At 74.6% G+C, this 18,173-nt stretch carries 14 protein-coding genes; 9 read left to right on the top strand and 5 right to left on the bottom strand.

Annotated elements, in window-relative coordinates; all coding sequences use genetic code 11:
- Window positions 1-27: 27 nt before the first annotated feature.
- Window positions 28-1,389, bottom strand: a complete 1,362-nt coding sequence (locus tag ACIQCH_RS21220; RefSeq protein ID WP_402582981.1) for a glutamine synthetase family protein — start codon at window positions 1,387-1,389, stop codon at window positions 28-30.
- A gap of 229 nt (window positions 1,390-1,618) precedes the next feature.
- On the opposite strand from ACIQCH_RS21220, the gene ACIQCH_RS21225 reads away from it, so the two are divergent.
- The 3 genes from ACIQCH_RS21225 (at window position 1,619) to ACIQCH_RS21235 (ending at window position 3,504) form a co-directional block, all read left to right on the top strand.
- Complete coding sequence (locus ACIQCH_RS21225) at window positions 1,619-1,987, top strand: hypothetical protein (RefSeq protein WP_402582983.1); 369 nt, start codon at window positions 1,619-1,621, stop codon at window positions 1,985-1,987.
- A gap of 63 nt (window positions 1,988-2,050) precedes the next feature.
- Window positions 2,051-2,719, top strand: coding sequence for a DUF3105 domain-containing protein (locus ACIQCH_RS21230; protein WP_402582985.1), 669 nt, complete (start codon window positions 2,051-2,053; stop codon window positions 2,717-2,719).
- On the top strand, window positions 2,716-3,504 hold the full coding sequence (locus tag ACIQCH_RS21235) for a DUF305 domain-containing protein (RefSeq protein WP_402582987.1): 789 nt from the start codon (window positions 2,716-2,718) through the stop codon (window positions 3,502-3,504). The genes ACIQCH_RS21230 and ACIQCH_RS21235 overlap by 4 nt, the downstream gene beginning before the upstream one ends.
- A 25-nt stretch (window positions 3,505-3,529) precedes the next feature.
- On the opposite strand, the gene ACIQCH_RS21240 is transcribed toward ACIQCH_RS21235, so the two are convergent.
- Together ACIQCH_RS21240 and ACIQCH_RS21245 are read right to left on the bottom strand one after the other, a co-directional pair.
- Complete coding sequence (locus ACIQCH_RS21240; protein WP_402582989.1) at window positions 3,530-4,540, bottom strand: alpha/beta fold hydrolase; 1,011 nt, start codon at window positions 4,538-4,540, stop codon at window positions 3,530-3,532.
- Window positions 4,537-5,310: a DUF998 domain-containing protein gene (locus tag ACIQCH_RS21245; protein WP_402582991.1), complete on the bottom strand. Its 774-nt coding sequence runs from the start codon at window positions 5,308-5,310 to the stop codon at window positions 4,537-4,539. The genes ACIQCH_RS21240 and ACIQCH_RS21245 overlap by 4 nt, the downstream gene beginning before the upstream one ends.
- 82 nt (window positions 5,311-5,392) lie before the next feature.
- Here ACIQCH_RS21245 and ACIQCH_RS21250 point away from each other — a divergent pair, with 82 nt between their 5' ends.
- The 3 genes from ACIQCH_RS21250 to ACIQCH_RS21260 all read left to right on the top strand — a co-directional run bounded on the left by ACIQCH_RS21250 (window position 5,393) and on the right by ACIQCH_RS21260 (window position 9,715).
- A complete protein-coding gene (locus tag ACIQCH_RS21250) occupies window positions 5,393-5,926 on the top strand; it encodes a hypothetical protein (protein WP_402582993.1) in 534 nt (177 codons plus the stop codon).
- A gap of 93 nt (window positions 5,927-6,019) precedes the next feature.
- Window positions 6,020-7,774, top strand: coding sequence for a multicopper oxidase family protein (locus ACIQCH_RS21255; protein ID WP_402582995.1), 1,755 nt, complete (start codon window positions 6,020-6,022; stop codon window positions 7,772-7,774).
- Between the two features lie 189 nt (window positions 7,775-7,963).
- On the top strand, window positions 7,964-9,715 hold the full coding sequence (locus ACIQCH_RS21260; RefSeq protein ID WP_402582997.1) for an NAD+ synthase: 1,752 nt from the start codon (window positions 7,964-7,966) through the stop codon (window positions 9,713-9,715).
- A 115-nt stretch (window positions 9,716-9,830) separates the two neighbouring features.
- Here ACIQCH_RS21260 and ACIQCH_RS21265 read toward each other — a convergent pair whose 3' ends face one another.
- The gene (locus ACIQCH_RS21265) at window positions 9,831-10,853 is read right to left on the bottom strand and encodes an endonuclease/exonuclease/phosphatase family protein (RefSeq protein ID WP_402582999.1); all 1,023 of its coding nucleotides are present in this window, start codon (window positions 10,851-10,853) and stop codon (window positions 9,831-9,833) included.
- Between the two features lie 297 nt (window positions 10,854-11,150).
- On the opposite strand from ACIQCH_RS21265, the gene panB reads away from it, so the two are divergent.
- The 3 genes from panB to ACIQCH_RS21280 all read left to right on the top strand — a co-directional run bounded on the left by panB (window position 11,151) and on the right by ACIQCH_RS21280 (window position 14,107).
- Entirely contained in the window at window positions 11,151-12,002 is an 852-nt protein-coding gene (gene panB, locus ACIQCH_RS21270; protein ID WP_402583001.1) for a 3-methyl-2-oxobutanoate hydroxymethyltransferase, read from the top strand.
- A 204-nt stretch (window positions 12,003-12,206) separates the two neighbouring features.
- Complete coding sequence (locus ACIQCH_RS21275; RefSeq protein WP_402583003.1) at window positions 12,207-13,244, top strand: ATP-binding cassette domain-containing protein; 1,038 nt, start codon at window positions 12,207-12,209, stop codon at window positions 13,242-13,244.
- Window positions 13,241-14,107, top strand: coding sequence for an ABC transporter permease (locus ACIQCH_RS21280; RefSeq protein WP_402583004.1), 867 nt, complete (start codon window positions 13,241-13,243; stop codon window positions 14,105-14,107). The genes ACIQCH_RS21275 and ACIQCH_RS21280 overlap by 4 nt, the downstream gene beginning before the upstream one ends.
- A gap of 98 nt (window positions 14,108-14,205) precedes the next feature.
- On the opposite strand, the gene ACIQCH_RS21285 is transcribed toward ACIQCH_RS21280, so the two are convergent.
- Window positions 14,206-17,907 carry an AfsR/SARP family transcriptional regulator gene (locus ACIQCH_RS21285; RefSeq protein ID WP_402583006.1) on the bottom strand — a complete coding sequence of 1,234 codons (3,702 nt, stop codon included), beginning with the start codon at window positions 17,905-17,907 and terminating at the stop codon, window positions 14,206-14,208.
- Window positions 17,908-18,173: the final 266 nt, after the last annotated feature.

Genomic DNA, 18,173 nt, shown 5'->3' on the forward strand with positions numbered 1-18,173 from the left:
GACTGGGGTGCCGCCTCTGACCTGCGGTTACAGGACCGGCAGGTTCTTCCGCAGCTCGAAGGCGGTGACCTCCGAGCGGTACTCCTCCCACTCCTGCTTCTTGTTGCGCAGGAAGAAGTCGAAGACGTGCTCGCCGAGGGTTTCGGCGACGAGTTCGCTGCGCTCCATCAGGGAGATGGCCTCGCCGAGGTTCTGCGGGAGGGGCTCGATGCCCATGGCGCGGCGCTCGGCGTCGGAGAGGGCCCAGACGTCGTCGTCGGCGCCGGCGGGGAGCTCGTAGCCCTCCTCGATGCCCTTGAGGCCGGCCGCGAGGAGGACGGCGTAGGTCAGGTACGGGTTGGCGCCCGAGTCGATCGAGCGGACCTCGATGCGGGAGGAGCCCATCTTGCCGGGCTTGTACATCGGGACCCGGATCAGCGCCGAGCGGTTGTTGTGCCCCCAGCAGATGTACGAGGGGGCCTCGCCGCCCGAGCCCGCGGTGCGCGAGGAGCCGCCCCAGATGCGCTTGTACGAGTTGACCCACTGGTTCGTGACGGCCGAGGTCTCGCCCGCGTGCCGGAGGAGGCCCGCGATGAAGGAGCGGCCGACCTTCGAGAGCTGGTACTCGGAGCCCGACTCGTAGAACGCGTTGCGGTCGCCCTCGAAGAGGGAGAGGTGGGTGTGCATGCCCGACCCCGGGTACTCCGAGAACGGCTTGGGCATGAAGGTCGCCTGGACGCCCTGTTCGAGGGCGACCTGCTTCATGACCAGGCGGAAGGTCATGATGTTGTCGGCCGTGGAGAGGGCGTCGGCGTAGCGCAGGTCGATCTCCTGCTGGCCGGGCGCGCCCTCGTGGTGGCTGAACTCGACCGAGATGCCCATCGACTCGAGCATGGTGATCGCCTGGCGGCGGAAGTCCATGCCCACGTTCTGCGGGGTGTGGTCGAAGTAGCCGGAGTTGTCCGCGGGCACCGGCCGGGAGCCGTCGAGGGGCTTGTCCTTCAGCAGGAAGAACTCGATCTCCGGGTGGGTGTAGAAGGTGAAGCCCAGGTCGGAGGTCTTGGCCAGGATCCGCTTGAGGACGTAGCGCGGGTCGGCGAAGGAGGGCGAGCCGTCCGGCATGAGGATGTCGCAGAACATCCGGGCGGTCCCCGGGGCCTCCGCGCGCCACGGCAGTATCTGGAAGGTCCCCGGGTCCGGCTTGGCGATCATGTCGGACTCGTAGACGCGCGCGAATCCCTCGATCGCGGAGCCGTCGAAGCCGATGCCCTCGTCGAAGGCCTGCTCCAGCTCGGCGGGGGCGACGGCGACCGACTTGAGGAAGCCGAGCACGTCGGTGAACCACAGGCGCACGAACCGGATGTCGCGCTCCTCCAGCGTCCGGAGGACGAATTCCTGCTGCTTGTCCATGCCTTCATCCTCGCAGTTCAGAGGGCCTGTGCACCACCAGCCCGGCGCGCGCGGGCCGACCCAGTATCCCCAGTCGTGGTTTCCGCCACATTACGGGTACGGGGAGAGGTGCGGCACCCGGGTGCGGCACCCCGCACTGACGGGGAGGCCGCCCCCGGCATTACCATCGGCGGCCATGGGGGACCCGGACCACACGACACGCGCACGGAACACACGTTCCGTCGCTCTGTTGTGCGCCCTCGTGTCCCTGGCCGCGGCCCTCTTCCTCTGCGGGTCGACCGGCCGGACGGGGGCCTCGGGGCATCCGGTGGCCGCGGGCGGGCCGGGGGCGGACGCCGCGCACCGCCTCGCCGCGGCCGCCGGCCCGCACAGCGGCGCCGCGATGCGGGCCGCGTTCCTGTGCCCGTACGACCTGCCCGGCTGCTCCCCCTTCGCGCACGCCACCCCCGGCGTGCTCACCGGCCCCCCGGCGGCGGCCACCGTGCCCGCCGTGCTCCCGCCCGCGGGCGCCGGGGCGCGCCCCGCCGGACGGCCAATGCCGGCCGGCCCGCCCGCGCGGGCCCCCGACCTCCACGTCCTTCAAGTGCTGCGGACCTGAGAGCGGACCTGTTCGTCACGCCCGTCACATCCACCCCCCTTCGAGAAGGACACCGGACCCACCATGGCGACCAAGGCCCCCCAGAACGCGGACAACTCCCGCCAGGCCCGCATAGCCGAGATGCGGCGCGCCGAGCAGGCCCGCGACCGCCGCAACAAGATCGTGGCGATCTCCGTCACCGTGCTGGTCCTCGCCGGCCTCGGCGGCTTCGCCGCGTACTACGTGAACGACAAGGCCGAGGAGAAGGCAGCGGTCAAGGCGGCCGCGGAGAAGATGCGCAAGGCGCCGATCACGGCCGAGAAGAGCTGGGACGCGAAGAAGCTCGGCCGCAACCACGTCACCACCCCGGTGACGTACCCGATGAAGCCCCCGGTCGGCGGCGACCACAACCCCGTCTGGATGAACTGCAACGGCGACGTCTACACCAAGGCGGTGCCGGACGTGAACGCCGTCCACTCCCTCGAGCACGGCGCGGTCTGGATCACGTACAACGACAAGGCGCCGAAGGCCGACGTCGAGAAGCTGGCCGCGAAGGTCAAGAAGACCCCGTACACGTTCATGAGCCCGGACCAGGACCAGGCCGGCGCGATCATGCTGAGCGCCTGGGGCAAGCAGGTCACCGTGGACGGCGCGGGTGACGCGCGCGTGGACGCGTTCCTCACCAAGTACGTGACCGGTCCGCAGACCCCCGAGCCGGGTGCGCCGTGCACGAACGGACTGGCGGGCCAGTGAGGCGCGCACTGTGGCCCGCCCTCGTGGTGGGCCTCGGAGGCCTGCTCTTCGGCGGGGTGGCGGCCGTGGCCGCCGCCACGGACGGCTCGTCCGACGACGCGCACGCCGCCCACGTCCCCGCGGTGACCTCGGCGGACGCGGGCTTCGCCCGGGACATGGCCGTGCACCACCAGCAGGCGGTCGAGATGTCCTTCATCGTGCGCGACCGCACGCAGGACGACGCGGTGCGCCGGCTCGCCTACGACATCGCCAACACCCAGGCCAACCAGCGGGGCATGCTGCTGGGCTGGCTGGACCTGTGGGGGCTGCCGAAGGTGTACCCGGGCGCGGCGCCGATGGCGTGGATGGCGTCCGGGTCCGCCGGTCACGGCGACGCGGGGCACACCGGGCACGCGGGCCACGACGGCGGCTCGGCCGGGCAGTCCGGCCACTCCGGCCACGACATGAGCTCCATGCCCGGCATGGCGGGCATGGACGGGACGAAGGGTACGGCCGGCACGGCCGGCGCCGCCGCGAAGGACGACGGCCGGCTCATGCCCGGCATGGCCACCAACGCCGAGCTGGACCAGCTGCGCAAGGCCTCGGGCAAGCAGGCCGAGGTCCTCTTCCTGCAGCTGATGACCGACCACCACAAGGGCGGCGTCGCGATGGCCCGGGGCTGCGCCGAGCTCTGCTCGACCGAAGTGGAGCGGAACCTGGCCCAGGGCATGGTCGAGGCGCAGCAGTCCGAGCTGACGCTGATGGCCGACATGCTCAAGCAGCGCGGGGCGGCCCCGCGCGGCTAGGGCCTGATCCAAAATACAGGCGTCCCTAAGGGGCGTCGTATGCCGTGAGGACCGCCCGCGCCACCTGGTGCGGGCGGTCTTTCATGATCAGGTGGCCGGCGGGCTCGGCGACCTCGAAGCGGGCGCCGAGGGAGTCGGCGAGGGCGGCCTGCCGGGCGAGCCAGCGCAGGGCCGGTCCGCGGGCGGAGCCGTCGTACGCGGCGAGGACCGTGACCGGGAGGCCGGGCGGGAGCGGCCGCTCGGTGCGCATCCGGAGGATCTCGGCGGCCATGGCGGGGTAGCGGGCGTTCTCGAGGAGGGCCCCGCGCCAGACCCGGCCGGTGCGGTGGACCGCACGGACGAGAGCCTCGTCGGTGCCGTACGCGGTGGCCCCACCGTGGGCGGAGTCGGGGGCGTCCGGCCCACCCGGGCCCGCTGGGCCGGACGGGTCGTACCCGTCCGGCCGGAGGAGGGGCGGCCCGCCCCTCCCGGATACGGGCGACGCGCCCCTCTCGGATCCGGGGGACCCGCCGCCCGCGTCGACCGGGCGGACCGCCGTCCGGCGGATCAGGGGGCCGAGGGCGGCGGGCAGGCCGACGGCGGTGACGGCGGCCCCGAGGGCCCGGGCCGCGGCGGTGCGCAGGGCCGGCAGCGCGGCGGGCGGACGCTCCTCGACGCTGCCGTCGACCAGGACCAGGGCCGCGGTGCGGTCCGGGTGGCGGCGGGCGAAGGCCTCGGCGTGGAACCCGGCGATCGAGTGACCGACCACGGTGACCGGGCCCGGCGGCAGGCCGTACCCGCCGAGCGCGTCGAGCAGCGCGGCGATGCGGTCGGCCTCGCCGGCGGCCGTGGGCGGGGTGACGGCCGGGCCGCTGAGGCCGTGCCCGGGCCGGTCGAAGCGGACCACCGTGCGGTGCGGGGCGAGCAGGGGGACGACCGGGTCCCAGTCGTACCAGCCGAGGGCGAGACCGGCGCTGAGCACGGCCACCGGGCCGGTGCCGTCGACCCGGACGTGGACGGGTACGCCGGCCACCGCGATGCGGGTACGGACCCTCATGTGCGGCGCTCCTTGAAGACGGAGTACGCCAGGACGCCGAGCCAGACGGCGACGAGCAGCACCTGCAGGCGCTGGCCGGCGCCGAGCGACCAGGTGCCGCGGCCCGCCGTGAAGGCGCCGACGGCGGCCAGGGTCCAGGCGGTGGCGGCGAGTTCGAGGGCCACGAGGAACGGGCCGGTGCGGGCCAGCGGCGCCCACCGGCCGTACCGGCGCGCGGCCACGGTCAGCGCGACGACGCCGGTGAGCGCCCCGGTCATGGCCAGGGTGCTGCTGATGGCGTGTGCCCGGTGGGTGGCGGGCACCAGGCCCGCGGTCTCCCGCGCCGCGCACACGGGGTCGACGGTGGGGGCGCAGCTGAGCGGCAGCCAGGCGTCGGCCGCGGTGGCGGCACCGAAGAGGAGGAGGCCCACCCACCCGGCCAGCACCCACGGGCGGCGCCCGCCCTCCTCCGTCGCCCCGGCCTTCCCCGGCGCCCCGGCCTTCCCCCGCGCTCCGGCCTCCTGCGGCGCCCGGGGCGCGTCCGACTCCCGGAGCCCCTGCGCCCAGCGGACGAGCGCGAGCAGCGCGCCGGCGAAGACGAGCAGGCCCGCGGTGAAGTCGGTGGCGCGGAACAGGCCGCCCAGCGGCTGGTCCTCGGCGGCGAGTTCGCTGACGTACGTCCGTATCGGGTCCAGGCCCGTGGCGAGGACGACCTCCAGCACCCACGCGGTGTAGGCGGCGGCGCCGAGGCCGAGGAGGGCGGCGACCGGCCGCGTGCCGAACGAGGACATAGTGGGGCCAATCCTAGGGGGGGCGGTCGCAGCCCGGCCCTTCCGGGCGCACTGGATACCCATGGGGGGTAAGCTGCGCGTCATGCCGCCCCGCACCCTCACCCGCCTGCTGCTGCTCGCGGGCGTCCTGCTGGGGCTCACGACGATGCACACGCTCGGCCATCCGAGTGCCGCCGGCCACTCCGCGACCGCGATCGACCCGGCCCACGCGCCCTCCTCGGCCGCGCTGGCGCACACCCCCTCCCCGGCGGCCGTGACGCACGCACTCCCCCGCACCAGCACGACCCACGCCGCCCCCCGGACCGTCACGACCCACACCCTCCCCCGGACCGTCACGGCCCACCCCCTTCGCGGGGCGGCCTCGGTGCACGCCCGTGCCGCGACCGATCCGGCGGGCGGCGGCGGCCACCCGCGGGCCGACGGGGTCGGGAGCGGCGGCATGGATCCCATGGCGGTCTGCCTGGCCGTGCTGACGGCCCTCACCGCGCTGTGGCTCGGTCGGGCCCTCGGCGGCGTACGCGCGGCGGCCCGCCCCCGCGCCCACGGTGCGCCGGGCCGCACGGCGACGGGACGGTCCCCGCCCGACCGGCTGCGGCTGATGGTGATGCGCGTATAGGGCGGACCCGGTTCCAGACGGCGTCCTTCCCTTACCTCCGCACGCCCTGCGCCCGGCGCAGCGGCTGCGCATGACCACACGAGGTGCACACCCATGCGCTCTCTCCACAGCCGTACCACCGACACCACCCACAGCACCGACAGCACGCACAGCACCGACTCCACCGGCGTCGACCAGAGCCCCGGCACCGACCGGCACCCCGGCGCCCGCCCCCGCACCCGCCGTGCCGTGCTCGGCGGCAGCCTCGCCGTCGCCGCGGGCGGCCTGCTGGCCGCCTGCTCCGACGCGGGCTCCGGCGGCATGGCCGGCATGGACCACGGCGCGATGGACCACGACACGACGGGCCACGGCACCGGCACCGGAGCCCCCGCCGCCCCGGCCGGCTACGTACGCCCCGACGGCCCCGAGGTCGCCGCCGCCGAGGCCGCCCGACCGGGCGGCGGCCGCGTCCGCGAGGTCCGGCTCACGGCCACCCCCACGCCGCTCGACCTCGGCGCCGGCACCACGGTCCGCTCCTGGGCGTACGGCGACCGGCTGCCCGGCCGCGAGGTCCGCGTGACCGCCGGGGACACCCTCGCGCTCACCCTCGCCAACCACCTCACCCAGCCCACCTCCCTCCACTGGCACGGCCTCGCCCTGCGCAACGACATGGACGGGGTCCCGGGGCTGACCCAGGCGGACGTGCGGCCGGGGGCCGAGTTCACGTACCGCTTCAAGGTCCCGCACCCCGGGACGTACTGGTTCCACCCGCACTCCGGCGTCCAGCAGGACCGCGGGCTGTACGCGCCCCTGGTCGTGGAGGACCCGAAGGAGCCGCTCCGGTACGACGGGGAGTGGGTCGTCGTACTGGACGACTGGCTGGACGGAGTGGCGGGCTCCACCCCCGACGCCGTCCTCGCCGAGCTCCGCAAGGGGATGTCCGGCGCCGCCCACTCCGGCCACTCCGGACACGACATGAGCGGCATGGGCGACACGGGCGCCACGAACGGCACGACCGCCCCCTCCCGCGTCCTCATGGGCGCCCGCAGCGACGCGCTCGGCGGCGACGCGGGCGACGTGGCGTACCCGCACTACCTGGTCAACGGCCGGGTCCCGGCCGACCCCGAGACCTTCCGGGCCCGTCCCGGCGACCGCATCCGGCTGCGCATCGTCAACGCGGGCGGCGACACCGCGTTCCGCCTCGCCCTCGGCGGCCACGAGCTGACGGTCACCCACACCGACGGCTTCCCGGTCCAGCCCGCCACCACCGACTCGCTGCTGGTCGGCATGGGCGAGCGGTACGACGTCCTCGTCACCGCCCGCGCCGGGGTCTTCCCCCTGACCGCCGTCGCCGAGGGGAAGGGCGGCGCCGCGCTCGCGGTGCTGCGCACGGGCGCCGGGGCGACGCCCCCCGCCGCGGTCCGCCCGGCCGAGCTCGGCCGGCGCCTGCTCACCGCGGGCGCGCTGCGGGCCGCGCCCTCGGCCGCCCTGCCGGACCCGGGCCGCGCTCCGGACCGCACGGTCCGGATCCGCCTCACCGGCGGCATGGCGCGCTACGACTGGGCGTTCGACGGGGCCCCGTACCGCACGGACCAGCGCCGGCCGGTGCGGGCCGGCGAACGGGTCCGGCTGGTCCTCACCAACGGCACCGCCATGTGGCACCCGCTCCACCTGCACGGCCACACGTTCGCGCTCGGGGGCACGACCGGCGGCGCACCCGGCCCCCGCAAGGACACGGCGGTGGTGCTCCCGGGCCGGACCCTGACCGTCGACTTCGACGCCGACAACCCCGGCCTGTGGATGCTGCACTGCCACAACGTCTACCACTCCGAGGCGGGGATGATGACGGTCCTCGGCTACCGGAAGTAGGGCGCGCGAAGGCCGTGAGCAAGCGATGAGCGGGCCGCGAGCCGGTCATGATCAGGCGGCCACGAGCGGGCCGTGAGCAGACCGTGAACGGGCCCGCAAAGGGCCCGCGAGCGGCCCCCGGGGTGCGGGTGGACCGTCGCGTCCCCCACACCCCGGGACATCGCGTCAGAAAGACGATAAACTGCGGCCGTGCCTCAACTACGCCTCGCGCTGAATCAGATCGACTCGCACGTCGGCGACATCGCCGCCAACGCCGACTCGATCGTCCACTGGACCCGGCACTCCGCCGAGCAGGGCGCCCACCTGGTGGCGTTCCCCGAGATGGTGCTGACCGGCTATCCCGTCGAGGACCTCGCGCTGCGCGAGTCCTTCGTCGACGCCTCCCGGACCGCGCTCGTCGGACTCGCCGCGCGGCTGGCGGCGGAGGGGCTCGGCGAGCTGCCCGTCGTCGTCGGCTACCTCGACCGCTCCGAGAAGGCGGCCCGATACGGCCAGCCCGCCGGCGCCCCGCTCAACGCCGCCGCCGTGCTGCACCGCGGCGGGGTGGTGCTGCGGTTCGCCAAGCACCACCTGCCCAACTACGGCGTGTTCGACGAGTTCCGGTACTTCGTGCCCGGCGACACGCTGCCCGTGGTCCGCGTGCACGGCGTGGACGTGGCCCTCGCCATCTGCGAGGACCTCTGGCAGGACGGCGGGCGCGTGCCGGCCACCCGGTCGGCCGGGGCCGGGCTGCTGGTCTCGATCAACGCCTCCCCGTACGAGCGCAACAAGGACGACGTCCGCCTCGAACTGGTCCGCAAGCGGGCCCAGGAGGCCGGCTGCACCCTCGCCTACCTCGCCATGACCGGCGGCCAGGACGAGCTGGTCTTCGACGGCGACTCCATCGTCGTCGACCGGGACGGCGAGGTCGTGGCCCGCGCCCCGCAGTTCACCGAGGGCTGCGTGCTGGTGGACCTCGACCTGCCCGCCGCGGCGGCGCGGCCCGTCGAGGGCGTGGTGGACGACGGGCTGCGCATCGACCGTGCCGTGCTCTCCGAGGAGCCGGTGCCCGCGTACGAGCCCGAGGTCACGGGCGGGTACGCGGACCGCCTGGACGACGACGAGGAGGTCTACACGGCGCTGGTCGTGGGCCTGCGCGCGTACGTCAGGAAGAACGGTTTCCGCTCGGTCCTCGTCGGCCTGTCCGGCGGCATCGACTCGGCACTGGTCGCGGCGATCGCCTGCGACGCGGTGGGCGCCCGGAACGTGTACGGCATCTCCATGCCGTCGAAGTACTCGTCGGACCACTCCAGGGGCGACGCGGCGGAACTGGCCCGCCGCACCGGGCTGGACCTCCGTACCGTGCCGATCGTCCCGATGTTCGACGCCTACATGGGCTCGCTGGGCCTGACGGGCCTGGCGGAGGAGAACCTCCAGTCCCGGCTGCGCGGCACGATGTTGATGGCCGTGTCCAACCAGGAGGGCCACCTCGTCCTCGCGCCGGGCAACAAGTCCGAGCTGGCGGTGGGCTATTCGACGCTGTACGGCGATTCGGTCGGCGCCTACGGGCCCATCAAGGACGTCTACAAGTCGGACGTCTTCCGGCTCGCGAAGTGGCGCAACGAGGCCGCCGAGGAGCGCGGGCAGGTGCCGCCGATCCCGGAGAACTCCATCTCGAAGCCGCCGAGCGCCGAACTGCGCCCCGACCAGGTCGACACCGACTCGCTGCCGGACTACGACGTGCTCGACGCCGTGCTCGCGCGGTACGTCGACCGCGACCAGGGGCTGGAGCAGATCGTGGCGGTGGGCTTCGAGCGGCAGCTGGTGGCCCGCACCCTGCGGATGGTGGACACCGCGGAGTACAAGCGCCGCCAGTACCCGCCGGGCACCAAGATCTCCGCGAAGGGCTTCGGCAAGGACCGGCGCCTGCCGATCACGAACGGCTGGCGCGAGCGGGCGTAGCCCGCGCCCCCGGCAGGGGGCGGGGCGGGGCGGCCCGTACGCGCGGCCCGGGCGGGCACCGGGACGCGCATCCGTGCGGGCACCCCCGCACGGACCCCGCGGGCACCCGTACGGGCTACCGCTGCGGCACCGTCACCCGGGCCGCGACCGGCAGGTGGTCGCTGCCCGTGGCGGGCAGCGTCCAGGACGCCTCCGGCTTGACGCCGCGCACCATGATCTGGTCGATCCGGGCCATGGGGAACCCGGCCGGCCAGCTGAAGCCGAAGCCGTCGCCCGCCGCACCCTGCGTGGAGCGCATCTGGGAGGTGACGGGCGACAGGGCGCGGTCGTTCATGGTGCCGTTGAGGTCGCCGAGCAGGATGACCTTCTTGATGGGCTCGGCGGCCAGCGCGCGGCCGAGGGCCTCGGCGCTGTTGTCGCGCTGGTTGGCGGTGAAGCCGGCGTTCAGCTTGACCCGTACCGAGGGCAGGTGGGCGACGTACACGGCGACCGGGCCGTGGTCGGTGTCGACGGTGGTGCGCATGGCCCGGGTCCAGCCCAGCCTTATGTCGACCGGCGCGGGGTCGCTGAGCGGGTACTTGCTCCACACCCCGACCGTGCCCTCGACCTGGTGGTACTTGTACGTCTTCGCCAGCACGCCCTCGTAGACGGGCACCGCGCTGGCCTTGAGCTCGGTGAGGGCGAGGACGTCGGCGCCGGAGTCGGCGATCTTCTCGGCGGTGCCGTGCTGGTCGGGGTTGTCGGCGTCGACGTTGTGGGTGGCGACCATGAGGTTGCCGCCGCCGCCGGACTTGTCGGTGACCAGGCCGCCGAAGAAGTTGAGCCAGACCGCCGCGGCCAGGGCCGTCGCCAGCAGCGCCGTGGCGGAGGTGCGCCAGACCGCGAGCGCCACCAGCACGGGGACGAGCAGGCCCAGCCAGGGCAGGAACGTCTCGATCAGGCTGCCGGTGTTGCCGACGGAGTTGGGCAGCTCCGCGTGGAAGACCATGACCAGCGTGAGGAGGAGGGCGACGCCGGCGGTGACCAGGCCGCGGCGCCAGATGCCCGGGTCGCGGCGCAGTTCGTGGAGGCGGCGCCGGAGTCGGGATCCGGTGCCCTCGGGCTCCGAGCCGCCGCTTCCCCTGTACGCCTGTGCCATGCCACGTCCTCACTGCCTTGCTCGCGCACCGAACCGCCTCTTGACCCTAGGCGATGATCGGCTGCTTCCGTGCCGTCCGGGACGGCCGTACGGCCACAAGGACGGCCCGGAACGAGCAGAGCGTTCCGCTTGTAACGAAACGCGCATATTCCCACCGTCCGGACGGACGGCCGGACGCCGGCGTGATCTGGGCCGCGCTCGCGCCCACTTCCGGCTTCGGCCGCACGGATGCCACCATGGGGGGTGAGTCCGGGGACACCGTGAGGGTGCCTCGAGATGACACAAGGAGCAGTTGCAATGACGCACGCCGTTTCGCCTGCCCGCGAGACCTCCCTGTACGGAGGCAAGGGCAACCGGCGCATCACCGTCCGCGACCTCACCGCCGCCAAGGAGCGCGGCGAGAAGTGGCCCATGCTCACCGCCTACGACGCGATGACCGCCTCCGTCTTCGACGAGTCCGGCATCCCCGTCATCCTGGTCGGCGACTCCATGGGCAACTGTCACCTCGGCTACGACACGACCGTGCCGGTGACGATGGACGAGATGACCCTGCTGTCCGCGGCCGTCGTCCGGGGCACCAAGCGCGCCCTCGTCGTCGGCGACCTGCCGTTCGGTTCCTACCAGGAAGGCGCCGTGCAGGCGCTGCGCAGCGCGACCCGCCTCGTGAAGGAGGCCGGCGTGCACGCGGTGAAGCTGGAGGGCGGCGAGCGCTCCCTGCCCCAGACCGAGCTCATCGTGCAGTCCGGCATCCCGGTCATGTCCCACCTGGGCCTGACCCCGCAGTCCGTCAACGCCATGGGCTACCGCGTGCAGGGCCGCAGCGACGAGGCCGCGCACCAGCTGCTCCGGGACGCGAAGGCGGCCCAGGACGCGGGCGCCTTCGCGGTGGTGCTGGAGCTGGTCCCGGCCGAGCTGGCGGCCGAGGTCACCCGCTCGCTGCACATCCCGACCGTGGGCATCGGCGCGGGCGGCGCCTGCGACGCGCAGGTGCTGGTCTGGACGGACATGATGGGGCTGACCGGCGGGAAGCTGCCGCGCTTCGTCAAGCAGTACGCGAACCTGCGCCAGACCATGGGCGACGCGGCGAAGGCCTTCGCCGAGGACGTGGTCGGCGGCGCGTTCCCGCAGGAGGAGCACGCCTTCCACTGATCCGCGACCGTGGACCGGCGGCCCGTCGACCCCGTGTCGGCGGGCCGCCGGCGTCTTCCGGGCGTCGGGTCGGCCCTCGCCGGTGGCCTGTCGGCGTCATGTCGGTGACCTGTCGGTGGCCCGCGAGGACGCCCGCCGGGCCCGTCGGAGCGGTGTCGGGAAGCTGTCGGGGCGCTGTCGGTGGCGGCTGGTCCCATAGGGGGCATGACGCGAATCGACAAGAATCCCGGTAGCGGCGCCAACGCCGTGGAGGTGCGGGGGCTGGTCAAGCACTTCGGCGAGACCAAGGCCCTGGACGGGGTCGACCTGGACGTGCGCGAGGGCACCGTGCTCGGCGTGCTCGGCCCCAACGGCGCCGGCAAGACCACCCTGGTGCGCTGCCTGTCCACCCTGCTCGTCCCGGACGCCGGCACCGCCGTCGTGGCCGGCTACGACGTGGTCCGCCAGCCCCGGCAGCTGCGCCGCACGATCGGCCTGACCGGCCAGTACGCCTCGGTCGACGAGAAGCTCTCCGGCTGGGAGAACCTCTACATGATCGGCCGCCTGCTCGACCTCTCCCGCAAGGACGCCCGCACCCGGGCGGACGAGATGCTGGAGCGGTTCTCCCTCACCGACGCCGGCAAGCGGGTGGCCGGCACGTACTCCGGCGGCATGCGCCGGCGCCTCGACCTGGCCGCCTCCATGATCGGCCGCCCGGCGGTGCTCTACCTGGACGAGCCCACCACCGGCCTCGACCCGCGCACCCGCAACGAGGTGTGGGACGAGGTGCAGCGGATGGTCGCGGAGGGCGCCACCGTGCTGCTCACCACCCAGTACATGGAGGAGGCCGAGCAGCTCGCGAACGAGCTGACGGTCATCGACCGCGGCAAGGTCATCGCCAAGGGCGGCATCGACGAACTGAAGGCCCGGGTCGGCGGCCGCACCCTGAAGATCCGCCCGGCCGACCCGGCGGACCTGCCGGCCATGGCCCGGGCGCTGTCCGAGACCGGCCTGGACGGCGTCGCCGGCTCGCAGGCCGTGCCCGACGAGGGCGTCCTGCTGGTGCCGATCCTCAGCGACGAACAGCTGACCGCCGTGGTCGGGCTGCTGGCGGCCCGCGGGTACGCGATCGCGGACCTCGGCACGTACCTGCCGAGCCTGGACGAGGTGTTCCTCGCCATCACCGGCCACAAGTCCTCGGCCGCCGACCTGCCCCAGGACTCCGTACCCGCCACCGAGAAGAACCAGGAGGTCGCGGCATGAGCACGACGACCACCGCGCACAGCGCGCCGGCCCGCGACGCGGCCCCCGGCTCCCCGGCCCCCAAGGCGCCGGTCCCCTCCGAGGGGCGCATCGGCCTGCGGGGCAACCTGCGGCACATCGCCGCCCTGGCCCGCCGCAACGCCCTGGCGATCAAGGCGGACCCGGAGTCGATGTTCGACGCCGTGCTGATGCCGATCATCTTCATCCTGCTGTTCGTGTACGTCTTCGGCGGCGCGATCGCGGGCAAGGGCAACAACGGCGACTACGTCCAGTACCTCGTGCCCGGCATGATGGCCATGATGGGCATGAACATCGCGATGGCGGTCGGCACGGGCGTCAACGACGACTTCAAGAAGGGCGTGATGGACCGCTTCCGGTCCATGCCGATCGCCCGCTCCTCGGTGCTCATCGCGAAGATCGTGGTCGAGGTCGGCCGCATGCTGGTGGCCACCGGCATCCTGCTCGGGATGGGCTTCCTGCTGGGCCTGACCATCAAGACCTCGGTGCTGCACCTGTTCGCGGCCATCGGCCTGTCGATGGTCTTCGGCGCCTCGCTGATGTGGATCTTCATCCTGCTGGGTCTGACCATGAAGACGGCGCAGGCCGTCCAGGGGGTCGCGATGCTCGTCCTGATGCCGCTCCAGTTCGGCAGCTCCATCTTCGCCCCGCCGACCACGATGCCCGGCTGGCTGCAGTCCTTCACGGACTACAACCCGCTGTCCAACCTGGCCGACGCGGCCCGGGTCCTCATCAACGGGCACGGCCCGCTGGCCCACTCGGTGTGGATGACCCTGGCCTGGTCCGTGGCCATCACGGCCGTCACGGCGCCGCTCGCGGTGGCGAAGTTCCGCAAGAAGACCTGATCCGGCGCCGGACCCCTGCCACGGCGTGGCGGGGGGACGGACCGGCCCCGGCGGGGGAGGGCCTGGTCCGGCATCCGGATCGCGTCCCGAAGGCCGGATCAGAAGAGGGCGGTGGCCTCCTCCAGGGTGAGGCCGCCGCCTTCGTCGTACGCCGCCTCGTACGCGGCGTCGCCGAGCGCCTCCCGCGCGGCCGCCGTGGCCGCGTCCCGGCCCTCGCGCTCCAGGCCCGCCGCGAAGTGCCCGGGCGGCAGGAGCGCCGCGTACGCGCCGAGCAGCCGGGCGGCCCGGCCCGCGTTCTCGGGGCCCCCCTTGCGGGCGAGGGCCCCGGCGGCGGTCATCAGGTGCACGGCCGCCATCTGCGGAATCACCATCCGGGCCAGTGGGTCCGCGGACAGGACCAGGGCCCGGTGGGTCAGCGCCAGGCAGGAGTCGTAGCGGCCGTCGAGCGTGTCGAGCCAGCCCAGCAGACCCAGCACCATGCCCTCGAAGACGGCGTAGGCGCCGTAGGCGAACTCCTCGCGCAGCGCGTCGAGTTCCACCCGGGCCTCGGCCCGGCGGCCGGTACGGCCCAGCCATATCGCGTAGTACATCCGGGCGGCCGGCATGGCCTCGTTGCCGGCGAGCCTGCCCTTGGCGACGATCTCGCGGAGGATCCTCTCGGCCTCCTCGCCCTCGGGCCCGTCGGGGCTCTCGCACAGCACCCCGGCCAGCCGCACCCGCAGCAGCGTGACCTGCTCCTCGGCCCCGAGTCGGCGGGCGTGGTCGATCGCCGCCCGGAAGTCCACGGCGGCCTCGGCGAACTCCCCGCACCGCTCGCGGGCCTCGCCCCGGGCGGACAGGGCCTCGGCCGCGCCCCAGTCGTCGCCGAGCCGGGTGTAGATCGCCAGGCTCTCGTCGGCGTCCCGGGTGGCGTTCCCGGCCCAGTCGGTGCGGTTGGCCAGCACGTTGGCGCGCAGTTGGAGGGCCGAGGCCAGCTCCCAGGGGAGGCCGAGGCGGCGGCAGGTCGCGACCGTCTCGTCGATCGCCTCGCGCAGCAGCACGGGGTCCCCGGAGAGCATCACCCCGTAGATCCACAGGGCGCCCGGGCCGCGGCAGGCCTGCGGGAGGCCCGCGTGGTAGGCGGTGACCACGGCCTCGACGAGTGCCCGGGCCGTCACGGTCTGCCAGTGCTCGTACGTCTGGTCGCGGGTCGCCATCTGGATCAGCCGCACCCCGCGCCGCGCCTCGGTGAGCAACTCGCCCGTCAGGGGCGGCTCGACGTCCGTGACCCGCTCGTGGACGGGGGGCGCCGGATGGACGGGCGCCGCGAACACCTCGGGGCCGAGGGCGATCGCGGCCTCGGCCCAGTGGCGTGCCTCGGTGCGCAGGTCGCGCATGTGCCAGTACCAGTGCAGGGCGTGGATGAGGACGAGCATCTCGTGCTCGTCCCGGGCGGCGGCGGCCCGGCGCAGGGCGGTGCGCAGGTTCTCGTACTCGGTGCCCAGCCGCTCCAGCGCGGCGCGCTGGCCGGCGCCGCGGAGCAGCGGGTCGGTGGCACGGGCGAGTTCGCGGTAGTGGACGAGGTGGCGGCGCTCGGCGGCGGCGCGGTCCCCGGCGACCTCGCCGAAGCGCTCGGCGGCGTACTCGGCGACGGTCTCCAGCAGCCGGTAGCGCATCTCGCCGGGGCCCCCGACGGAGGCGACGACGAGGGACTTGTCGACGAGGGAACCGAGGACGTCCGGAACGTCGAGGGGGTCGACGGAGGTCCGCGACGGCTGCCCGGCGGCGGCCGGGGCGGCCGCCGCGTGGTCGGCGCAGACGGCCTCGGCCGCGGCGAGGTCACAGCCGCCCGCGAACACCGACAGCCGGCGCAGCACCGCGCGCTCGGGCCCGTCGAGCAGTTCCCAGGACCAGTCCACCACCGCGCGCAGCGTCTGTTGGCGGGGCAGCACGGTCCGGGCACCACTGGTGAGGAGCCGGAACCGGTCGTCGAGCCGGTCCGCGATCTGGCGGGGGGTCAGCAGCCGCAGCCGGGCGGCGGCCAGCTCGATGGCGAGCGGCAGGCCGTCGAGCCGGCGGCAGATCTCGGCGGCCGCGTCGGGGTCCTCGGCCAGCGCGAACCCGGGGCGCGCGGCGGCACCACGGTCGGCGAACAGCCGCAGCGCCATGGGGTCGGGCAGCGGTTCGACGGGGCGCAGCGACTCGCCGGGGACGCCGAGGGGCTCGCGACTGGTGGCGAGGATCTGCAGGCCGGGGCAGCGCGCGAGGAGTTCCTCGGCGAGCCGGGCGGCCGCGCCGATGACGTGCTCGCAGTTGTCGAGGAGCAGCAGCATCCGGCGGCGGCCGCAGTGCTCGACGAGGCGCAGGACCGGGTCGTCGCCCGTCCGGTCCGTCATGGCGCGCAGTTCCTCGGCGGCGGCGCCGCGGAGCTTGGTCTCGCGGGCGCCGAGGGCGGAGACCACGGCCTCGGGTACGTCGTCGGGGTCGTCGACGGGGGCCAGTTCGGCGAGCCAGACCCCGTCGGGCCAGCGGTCGCCGATGCCGGAGGTCTCGGCGGCCTCCTGCGACAGCCGGGTCTTGCCGGCCCCGCCGGGACCGAGCAGGGTCACCAGCCGGGCCCGGGCGAGGTCCTCGCCGATGACCCGGATGTCGTCGCCGCGCCCCACGAACGTCGTCAGCCGCGCCCGCAGGTTCCCGACCACCCGGATCCGCCCCGGCCCGCCCTCCGTTCCGGGCCCGGCCGGGGCCCGGAGCGACGTCTCCGCACCGGCCCGTGCGGGCCCCTCGGCCGCGAACGCGTGGGCACCGAACCCACCGGGAGGTTGGACGTACGCACTGGGACCGCCCGCGGTGCGGGGACGCGCCGCGGACCCGCCGGGGGCTGCGGCGGCGGGCGCGAGCCCGTCGGCGCCACGGCCGACCGGCCCGCCTCCGCCCGCCCACAGCGACGGACCGCCGGCGGCCCAGCCGATTCCGGAGGAGGCCGTTCCGCCCTCGACGGGGGCGGAACCAGCGCGGTCACGGTCGTGCCCGTCGTCCTCGCGGAGGTGGCCGGCCGGGGCAGGTCCGTCGTACCCGGAGCCGGCCGGAGCAGGGCGGGAAGCCGCGGCGGGCGGGGCCGGGTTGAGGAGCTCGGCGTGCAGGGCGCGCAGGGCGGGGCCCGGATCGGCGCCGAGGCGTTCGGAGAGGTCGAGGCGTACGGACTCGTACGCGGCCAGCGCCTCGGCGGGCCGCCCCGCGTCCCGCAGGGCACGGATGCGCAGGGCCTGGAGGAGCTCGTCCAGCGGGTGGTCGGCGCACAGGGCGGCCAGGTCGGGGAGCGACTGCACGGCCCGGCCCAGCGCGAGGGCCGCCGCGAAGGCGCCGCGCCGGGCGTCGAGGCGCAGGGCCTCCCAGCGGGCCGCCTGCGCCGAGGGCAGGTCCGCCAGGGCCGGGCCGCGCCAGAGCGCGAGGGCCTCGTCGTACAGGTCGGCGGCGCGGGCCGGGGCGTCGGCCGTGGCGGCCTCCCCGACCAGGCGCTCGAAGCGGAAGAGGTCCACGTCCTCGCGGTCGGCCGCCAGTCGGTAGCCGCCGGCCGCGGACTCGACCGCCGCGTGGCCCAGGGCCCGGCGCAACCGTCCGACCAGGGCCTGGAGGGCGCCGAGGGCGTCGGCGGGCGGGTCGCCGTCCCACACCTCGTCGATCAGCGTCGCCGCCGCGACGGCACGGCCGGCGCGGAGCGCGAGGGCCGACAGGAGCGCGCGCAGGCGTGCGCCACCCACGGCGACGGCCGTGCCGTCTTTGCGGAGTACCTGTGTGGTGCCGAGAATCCCGTAGCGCACCCGCCCATTCTCACTGCTCGCCCGCCCCGAGTCAGACGGATATCCGCCCGACCCCTCGAAGCCCCGCCCCTTCGAGGCCCCGGCTCCCGACGACCCCGCTCCCCGACGCCCCGGCTCCACGACTCGAGGGAGTGCCGTCCCGTGGTGTGTGGGGGAGGCGCTTGACAGGGGTGGCAGGCTGGTCCGGAGGCAGGCCCGGGCCGAGGGGGGCCGCAGGCCCGGGCGAAGCCCCGAAGCCCTCGGGGTGGGCCTGCCGCAGGGCCTGC

Source organism: Streptomyces sp. NPDC093225, from assembly GCF_044753805.1.
In the GTDB taxonomy this organism is placed as follows: Bacteria; Actinomycetota; Actinomycetes; order Streptomycetales; family Streptomycetaceae; genus Streptomyces.